Annotated in this window: 7 protein-coding genes; 3 read left to right on the forward strand and 4 right to left on the reverse strand. The window is 65.8% G+C overall.

Annotated elements, in window-relative coordinates:
* The 3 genes from QZY06_RS03050 to pdhA all read right to left on the reverse strand — a co-directional run.
* On the reverse strand, nt 1-374 hold a 374-nt coding region (locus tag QZY06_RS03050), incomplete at its 3' end, for a biotin/lipoyl-containing protein (protein ID WP_295680034.1).
* A gap of 33 nt (nt 375-407) precedes the next feature.
* Nucleotides 408-1,394: an alpha-ketoacid dehydrogenase subunit beta gene (locus tag QZY06_RS03055; protein ID WP_022977692.1), complete on the reverse strand. Its 987-nt coding sequence runs from the start codon at nt 1,392-1,394 to the stop codon at nt 408-410.
* A complete protein-coding gene (gene pdhA / locus QZY06_RS03060) occupies nt 1,394-2,506 on the reverse strand; it encodes a pyruvate dehydrogenase (acetyl-transferring) E1 component subunit alpha (protein ID WP_295680039.1) in 1,113 nt (370 codons plus the stop codon). The genes QZY06_RS03055 and pdhA overlap by 1 nt, the downstream gene beginning before the upstream one ends.
* Before the next feature lie 275 nt (nt 2,507-2,781).
* On the opposite strand from pdhA, the gene QZY06_RS03065 reads away from it, so the two are divergent.
* Together QZY06_RS03065 and QZY06_RS03070 are read left to right on the forward strand one after the other, a co-directional pair.
* Nucleotides 2,782-4,512, forward strand: a complete 1,731-nt coding sequence (locus QZY06_RS03065; RefSeq protein WP_295680041.1) for an ABC transporter permease subunit — start codon at nt 2,782-2,784, stop codon at nt 4,510-4,512.
* A gap of 10 nt (nt 4,513-4,522) precedes the next feature.
* Nucleotides 4,523-5,833, forward strand: coding sequence for an AAA-associated domain-containing protein (locus QZY06_RS03070; protein WP_295680044.1), 1,311 nt, complete (start codon nt 4,523-4,525; stop codon nt 5,831-5,833).
* A gap of 3 nt (nt 5,834-5,836) precedes the next feature.
* Here QZY06_RS03070 and QZY06_RS03075 read toward each other — a convergent pair whose 3' ends face one another.
* Nucleotides 5,837-7,351 (reverse strand): glycosyltransferase family 39 protein, encoded by a 1,515-nt coding sequence (locus QZY06_RS03075; RefSeq protein ID WP_295680046.1) that lies wholly within the window; start codon nt 7,349-7,351, stop codon nt 5,837-5,839.
* Between the two features lie 84 nt (nt 7,352-7,435).
* Between QZY06_RS03075 and QZY06_RS03080 the strand changes: the two genes are divergently transcribed.
* Nucleotides 7,436-8,099: ABC transporter permease (locus QZY06_RS03080; protein ID WP_295680048.1), on the forward strand; the 664-nt coding region annotated here is incomplete at its 3' end.

Below are 8,099 nucleotides of genomic sequence, written 5' to 3' on the forward strand. Positions count from 1 at the left end.
ACCACGTCATTGCTGCTGCGCATCGCACCGACCACGGTGCCGGTATCGGTGATCGCGCCGCTGCGGGCGCCGCCGGTGTCGGGGACCGGGGTTGCCACCGGCGTGTCGGTTGCTGGCGCGGTCTGGGTGGCCAGGGTTTCGCCGCCTTCAAACTCGACCAAAGGCTTGCCGACATCCATGGTGTCGCCCACCGCGCCGTACAGCTTCTTGATCACGCCGGTCTGCGGGCTCGGCACTTCGACCACCGCCTTGGCGGTTTCGACAGCGACCAGCGGTTGATCGACCGCCACTTTGTCGCCGACCTTGACGTGCCACTCGCGGATATCCGCTTCCTGCAGGCCTTCGCCGAGGTCGGGCAGTTTGAAAATGCTCATTGGACTTGAACTCCTGTTAGCGCCCGCGGGGGCCTACTTGGGCGCCATCTCGAACAGCTTGCGCACTTCGCGCAGGATGCGATCGGTATCGGGGATGTAGCTGCGCTCCAGCTGCGCCAGTGGCATCACAGTGTCGTAACCGGCGACGCGCATCACCGGCGCAAACAGGCTCAGCAAGCCGTGCTCGGCGAGATTCGCCGCCACTTCCGAAGCCCAGCCGCCGGCGCGCGGCGATTCCGAGACGATCACGCAGCGACCGGTCTTTGCCACGCTGTCGAGGATGGTGTCGATGTCCAGCGGCTTCAGCGTGGCGATGTCGATCACTTCGGCGCTGATGCCTTCCTCGGCTAGCTGATCGGCGACCAGCCGGGTGTCGTGCATCATCGCGCCCCAGCTGACCAGGGTCAGATCGCTGCCTTCGCGGTCGATGAAGCAGCTGTCCAGCGGCAGCGCCTCGCCGTCGTCCTCGACCGGCTGCTTGAACAGTCGATAAAGCCGCGTCGGTTCGAGAAAGATCACCGGGTCCGGATCGCGGATCGCCGCCAGCAGCAGGCCATAGGCGCGCGCCGGGCTCGATGGGCAGACCACTCTCAGGCCGGGCATCTGCGCGAATGTGGTTTCCAAGGATTCCGAGTGATGCTCCGGCGCATGGATGCCGCCGCTGTTCGGCGCCCGGATCACCAGCGGGCAGGACAGCCGCCCGCGAGTGCGATTGCGGTAGCGCGCCGCGTGGTTCACCACCTGGTCGACGCAGGGATAGAGAAAGCCGGAGAACTGGATTTCGGCCACCGCCTTGATGCCCTGCGTGCTCAGGCCGATCGCCATCGCCGCAACCAGGGTTTCCGCCAGCGGTGTATCGATGACCCGACCTTCGCCGAATTCGTCGAGCAGGCCCAGCGTGGCGCGGAACACGCCGCCGTTGCGGCCGATGTCCTCGCCGAGCACGACCACATCCGGGTCCCGACGCATTTCGCTGGCCATCGCGAGGTTCACGGCTTCGATCAACGTAATGTTAGGCATCAATGGTGCCCTCCGACGGGGCCGCGCGCTGCCACTTCGTCCCGCTGCCACTCCAGAGCTTTGGGCAAAGTCGCATACAGGTGATCGAACATCGATTCCGGCGCCGCCGGCTTCAGCTTCAGGAATTCCTGCGACGCCGCTTCCGCAGCCGCGGTGCCCTCGGCGATCAGGGCGTCTTCATCGGCCTGATTCCAGAAGCCCTGGGCTTCGATGTAGGCCTTGAAGCGCTTCACCGGGCAGCGTTCCCAGGCCGCGGTGACCTCGGCTTCGGGGCGATAGCGGCGGGCGTCGTCGGCCGTGGTGTGGTCGTGCAGACGGTAGGTCAGCGCTTCGACCAGGCTCGGGCCTTCGCCGCTGCGGGCGCGTTCTATCGCGGCGGACAGCACGGCGCGCGTTGCGATCACATCGTTGCCGTCGACCTGTTCGCCGTTGATGCCGCCGGCCAGGCCTTTCTGGGCGAAGGTCTGGGCGCCGGTCTGGCGGTGGCTGGGCATCGAGATCGCCCAGCCGTTGTTGCTGATCAGGAACACGATCGGCAGATTCCAGACTTTCGCCGAGCTGACCGCTTCGTAGAAATCGCCCTTGGACGTGGCGCCGTCGCCGCAGGACGCGAGCACCACGCGTTTCTCGCCGCGCAGCTTCATCGCATAGGCGACGCCGATCGCATGCGGCACCTGGGTGGCGATCGGTACCGACAACGGAAAGTCGTGATGGGCGGGCGTGCCGGCCGGATAGTCCATGCCGCGTTCATCGCCACCCCAGTACTGCAGGATGCTGCGCATCGGCACACCGCGCGCGAACTGCGCGGCGTACTCGCGGTAGCCGGGGATGAAGACGTCGTCGTCCGCCAAGGTGTGGCCGATCGCGACGCCGATCGCTTCCTGGCCGAGCACCGCGGCATAAGTGCCGAGCTGGCCAGTGCGCTGCAGCGCCACGGCTTTCTTGTCGAACAGCCGGGTACGCAGCATCAGCGCGTACATCGCCCGCGCCTGCTCTCGATCCTTGGCGAAAGCGGGTGGATCGGCGATCAGACTGCCATCGGGGTTCAGGTATTGGGTTCGGAAAATCTCGTAGGTGGCGATCCGGGTTGTCGCCTTGCTGTCATGGTTCAAGGGCTTCACCGCGTTGGGGGTGCGAGCGCAGCCCGGACCACGGACCACGACTCAACGATGCCCGACGGTAGCACGCGAATTTATGGACTTGAATTCGCGCAGCGCAGCATTTGAGGCCTGTGCGAGCGGTTGTTTTCCGGCGCTGAGCGGAGTGCCGTGCACGCTGGAAATCAGCATTGAAGCTGTGTACGGAACGCCTGCTGCAGCCGGCTGTCTAGGCGTCACCAATCCCGCCGCATCGTGCGGATTCTCTCCGCATTTCCCGAGTCGATGGCATGAACCAGTCCACCGCATCGATTCATCGCCGCCTGCTTCCCAATATCTGGGATCTGCTGGTGCTGCTGATCGCCGTGGGCGTGCTGGTGGCGTTGGCCGATGGCGCCCGCGAGGCCATCCACGAATCGCTGGCGCAGCTGGAGCAGGCGCCGCTGTCGCTCGATCCCTGGCAGCTGCCCGAGTACGCGCTGCGCACCACCTTGCGGATGCTGATCGCGCTGGCGCTGTCGCTGCTGTTCACCTTGATCTACGGCACGCTCGCCGCCAAGAGCCGGCGTGCCGAGCTGCTGCTGGTGCCGACGCTGGACATCCTGCAATCGGTGCCGATCCTCGGCTTCCTGTCGTTCACGGTGGCCGGCTTCCTGGCGCTGTTTCCAGGCCAGGCGCTGGGTGCGGAGTGCGCGGCGATCTTCGCGATCTTCACCAGCCAGGCCTGGAACATGACCTTCAGCTTCTATCAGTCGCTGCGCGGCGTGCCGCGCGATCTGATCGAGGTGTCGAAGGGTTTCCAGCTATCGGCCTGGCAGCGTTTCTGGCGGCTCGAAGTGCCGTATGCCACGCCGAGCCTGGTCTGGAACATGATGATGTCGATGTCCGGCGGCTGGTTCTTCGTGGTCGCGGCCGAAGCGATCACCGTCGGCAACCAGACGCTGACCTTGCCCGGCATCGGCTCCTATGTGGCGGCGGCGATCGTCCAGAAAGATCTGAGCGCGATCGCCTGGGCGCTGCTGGCGATGCTGCTGGTGATCGTCGCCTACGACCAGCTGCTGTTCCGGCCGATCGTCGCCTGGGCGGACAAGTTCCGCCTCGACCAGACCGCCGGCCAGGACAGCCCGCGCAGCTGGCTGCTGGAATGGATGCGCCGCACCCGTGCCGTGGCCAGCTTGCTGAGCCCGCTGCGCAAGGGCTGGCTCTGGCTGCGGACGCGCCGGCTCGATGTTCGCGCCGAGCGTCTGCCACTGCCGGTGATCTCGGTGCAGACCAACCGCTGGATCGACCGGGCGTGGCTGGCCGCGGTGATCGCCGGGGCGCTGTATTCGTTGTGGGCGATCGTCGCCTACGCCTCGATGACCCTAGCGCTCGGCGATGCGTTCACCGCACTCGGCTTCGGCTTCATCACCTTCACCAGAGTGCTGCTGCTGGTGGCGCTGACCAGCCTGGTCTGGGTGCCGATCGGCGTCTGGATCGGCCTGCATCCGCGCTGGGCCGATCGCGTGCAACCGGTGGCCCAGTTCCTGGCCGCGTTTCCGGCCAATCTGATGTTTCCGGTGGCGGTGGTCGGCATCGTCCACTTCAATGCCCATCCGGATATCTGGCTGAGCCCGCTGATGGTGCTCGGCACCCAGTGGTACATCCTGTTCAATGTCATCGCCGGTGCGCGCGCCATTCCCAACGATCTGCTCGAGGCCGCGGCCAATCTGCGCCTGAGCCGCTGGCTGTGGTGGCGAAAATTCATCCTGCCGGCGATCTTCCCGGCCTATCTCACCGGCGCGGTGACTGCCACCGGCGGATCGTGGAACGCCAGCATCGTCGCCGAGTACGTCAGCTGGGGTAACACCCAGCTCACCGCTCACGGCCTCGGCGCCTACATCGCCAAGGCCACCGAAGCCGGTGATTTTCCGCGCATCGTGCTCGGTGTCACGACCATGTCGATGTTCGTGATTCTCTGCAACCGCCTGCTCTGGCGCCCGCTGTACCGCTACGCCGAACAGCGTCTGCGGATTGACTAGGACCCATCCCATGCAGACCGTCACCGACCAGACCCTGCTCGACCTGAGCGACGTCTGCCAGCACTACGACAAGGGCCGCGACACCCCGCTGGTGGTGCTCGACAAGGTCGATCTGCGCCTGCGGCGCGGCGAGATCGTCGGCCTGCTCGGCCGCTCCGGCTCCGGCAAATCGACCCTGCTGCGCATCGCGGCAGGTTTGATTCGCCCGAGCAGCGGCCGCGTGCAATGCAATGGCCGGCCGATCACCGGGCCGGTCAGCGAAGTCGCGATGGTGTTCCAGAGCTTCGCCCTGTTTCCCTGGCTGACCGTGCTCGAGAACGTTGAGCTGGGGCTGGAAGCGCTCGGTATCGAACCGGCCGCGCGCCACAAGCGCAGCCTGGCGGCGATCCAGCTGATCGGCTTGCGCGGCTTCGAATCGGCTTATCCGCGCGAGCTGTCCGGCGGCATGCGCCAGCGGGTCGGCTTCGCTCGGGCGCTGGTCGTGCATCCGCAGATCCTGCTGATGGACGAGCCGTTCTCGGCACTCGACGTGCTGACTGCCGAAACCCTGCGTACCGATCTGCTCGATCTGTGGGGCGAGGGTCAGCTGCCGATCAAGTCGATCCTGATGGTTACCCACAACATCGAGGAAGCGGTGTTGATGTGCGACCGCATCCTGATTTTTTCGTCCAACCCGGGCCGGGTGATCGGCGAGATCACCGTGTCGCTGCCGCAGCCGCGCAGCCGTCAGGACCCCAGCTTCCGCCGCCTGGTCGACGACATCTACACGCGCATGACCGCCCGCAGCGATGCACGCAGCAACACTCGCAGCGAACTGTTCCCGGGCACCGGCATCGGCACCGTGCTGCCGCAGATTTCCACCAACCTGCTATCCGGCTTCATCGAGGCACTGGCGGCAGCACCGTACGCCGGACGCGCCGATCTGCCGGCGCTCGCCGAGGCTTTGCAGATGCCGTCCGATGAATTGCTGCCGATTGCCGAGACGCTGCAGCTGCTGCGCTTCGCCGAGCTGGCCGAAGGCGATATCACGCTCAGCGAGCGCGGCCAGCGTTTCGCGGTCGGCGATCCGCAGGTGCGGCAGCAGTTGTTCAGGGAGCATCTGATCAGCTACGTGGCGCTGGCTGCGCACATCCACCGCGTGCTTGACGATCGGCCCAGCCATGTCGCGCCGGCGCTGCGTTTTCAGGAAGAGCTGCAGGACTACATGTCGGCCAAGTTCGCCGACACCACCCTGAAGGCGGTCATCGGCTGGGCGCGCTACGGCAACCTCTTCGACTACGACGAGCAGACCGAGATGTTTGCGCTGGAGCCAGTGACGTAGCGGCTATTTCTCACCACGCCAGCCGCGCAGTCGCCAGACGTGAAAATCGAGCGCGTAGTCGGGGTGGATCGCGATGTGGATCGGTTCGATCTCGGTGATCTCTTCGAAGCGGCCGGCAGTGTTGTCGGGCAGCGCCGCATCGCGTGAGACGAAGACGAAATCGCGGCCTTCGAGCCCGGCCATGGTCGTCGACATCGCGTAGTAGTCGTCGGCCTTGTGCAGGGGGTTCCACTTGAGCATCGCGGTGCCTGCCGGACCGGCGTAGTAGCGCGCTTCGGCAATCAGATCGCGGGCATCGCCGAGCAGGATGCTGTCCGGATACGCCGCCTGCCGCGCCGCCAGCGCCTCGCCGTACTCGCGCCAGCCGCGGACCCGCTTGTTCAGCACGTCGTTCTTGCGGTTCAGTTCGATACCCGCGACCTGCGCCAGCGCGTCGAAGTGATAGGCGACGACGGTGACGATCAGGTTCAGCGCCAGTGCGGCGATCAGCAGCTTCATTCGCTGCGTCTCGACCAGCCTGGCAACGACGAAGATGGTGCCGCCGACGTAGGCCATCGCCGCCCAATTGGCATTGGCGCGGCCGATCAGCGACTGCGCGGTGATCGCACCGAGAAACGGCAGCGCGAAGCAGGCGAGCAGGCGATAGCGCTCGTCCCTGATCCAGCCACGCACCGTCGCGAGCTGCACCAGCCAGGCGATGAACAGCACCGGGCCGAGAATGCCGAGTTGGCCGGCGATGAAATCGCCGAAGGATTTCCAGTTCAGGCCGTGTTGGCCGCCGTTCAAACCACCTTCGAGGCCCGAGATCTGCGCGGTGTGACCAAGCGTCGGCCAGCCGTTCTGCGCGTTCCAGATCAGGTTCGGCGCGAACACCAGCGCGGCGAGCGCGGCGGTGAGGTACAGCTTGGGGCTGCGGAAATGGCGGCGCAGCCCCGGCGTGATCGCCAGATGCAGCAGCACCGAGATCGCGAAGATCGCCATCGTGTACTTGGTCAGCAGACCGAGGCCGCTGGCGATGCCGGCGGCCAGCCACCAGCCCCAGGCATCGCTGTCGAGCGCCTTCAGATACGCGTACAGCGCCGCCGTCCAGCACAGGAACAGCGGCACGTCGGTGGAGATGATGACGCTGGACAGCGCCACGCCGGGCAGGGTGATGAACACGATCGCCGCCCAGAACGCGGTGCGGGCATCGAACAGCCGCCGGGTGATTGCCCAGATCAGCACGGTGGTGAACGGATAGAGCAGCAGCGCGCCGGACTTCACGCACAGTTCGCCGTCACCGCAGACCGAGGTCGTCGCCGCGATCACTGCCGCGATCATCGGCGGCTTCGAGAAATAACCCCAGGCGAGCGCCTGCGACCAGGTCCAGTACTGCGCTTCGTCGACATACAGATCGAGGCCGCTGGCGGCGATCGCCAGCGCTCGCCACGCGGTCAGCAGCGTGATGATCGCCAGCAGCGGCAGCAGGCCGCGGCGGTCGTCGGGACGGGTGGGCAGCGGAATCGGGGAAGCGGCCAAGGGCGTCGGTTTCGGGTGATTGCGTCGCAGTAGTCTAGCGATCCCCTGTGGTCTAATTCGCGCCATGACCCTGATTGACCTTGTTTGGCAGCCAAAGGCCGCCACGTCTGCCGTACCCGCCATCAACTGTGGATGGGCATCGTGATCGGCGACCGCTACGAACTGCTGCTTGGCCTGCGCTACACCCGCGCCAAGCGTCGCAACCATTTCATCTCCTTCATCTCGCTGGCCTCGATGCTCGGCATCGGCCTCGGTGTGGCGACGCTGATCGTCGTGCTGTCGGTGATGAACGGCTTCGAGAGCGAGCTGCGCAGCCGCATCCTCGGCATGGCATCGCATGCGACGATTTCCGGTAACAGTGAAGGCCTGCCGGACTGGAGCGGCGTCGCCGCGATGGCTTCGCAGAACCCGGATGTTGCCGCCACCGCGCCATACATCGAAGGCGAGGCGCTGGTGAAGGTCGGCTCCGAGATCTCCGGCACGGTGATTCGCGGCGTGCTGCCGGGCGAGGAAGCCAAGGTTTCCGAGATCGGCAAGCACATGGCCAGCGGCGCGCTCAGTGATCTGAAGGGCGGCGACTACAACATCGTGCTCGGCTACGAACTGGCGCAGCAGCTCAACGTGGCGGTCGGCGACAAGGTCGACCTGATGATCCCGCAGCTCAGCGTCACCCCGGCCGGCGTGCTGCCGCGCTTCCGGCGCTTCAATGTCGTCGGCGTGTTCCGCATCGGCATGTACGAGTTCGATC

The sequence above is a fragment of the uncultured Nevskia sp. genome (assembly GCF_903885465.1).
In the GTDB taxonomy this organism is placed as follows: domain Bacteria; phylum Pseudomonadota; class Gammaproteobacteria; order Nevskiales; family Nevskiaceae; genus Nevskia.

Coding starts and splice junctions, on each gene's coding strand:
- QZY06_RS03055 (WP_022977692.1), bottom strand. CDS start 1,394: ATGCCTAACATTACGTTGATCGAAGCCGTGAACCTCGCGATGGCCAGC.
- QZY06_RS03065 (WP_295680041.1), top strand. CDS start 2,782: ATGAACCAGTCCACCGCATCGATTCATCGCCGCCTGCTTCCCAATATC.
- QZY06_RS03070 (WP_295680044.1), top strand. CDS start 4,523: ATGCAGACCGTCACCGACCAGACCCTGCTCGACCTGAGCGACGTCTGC.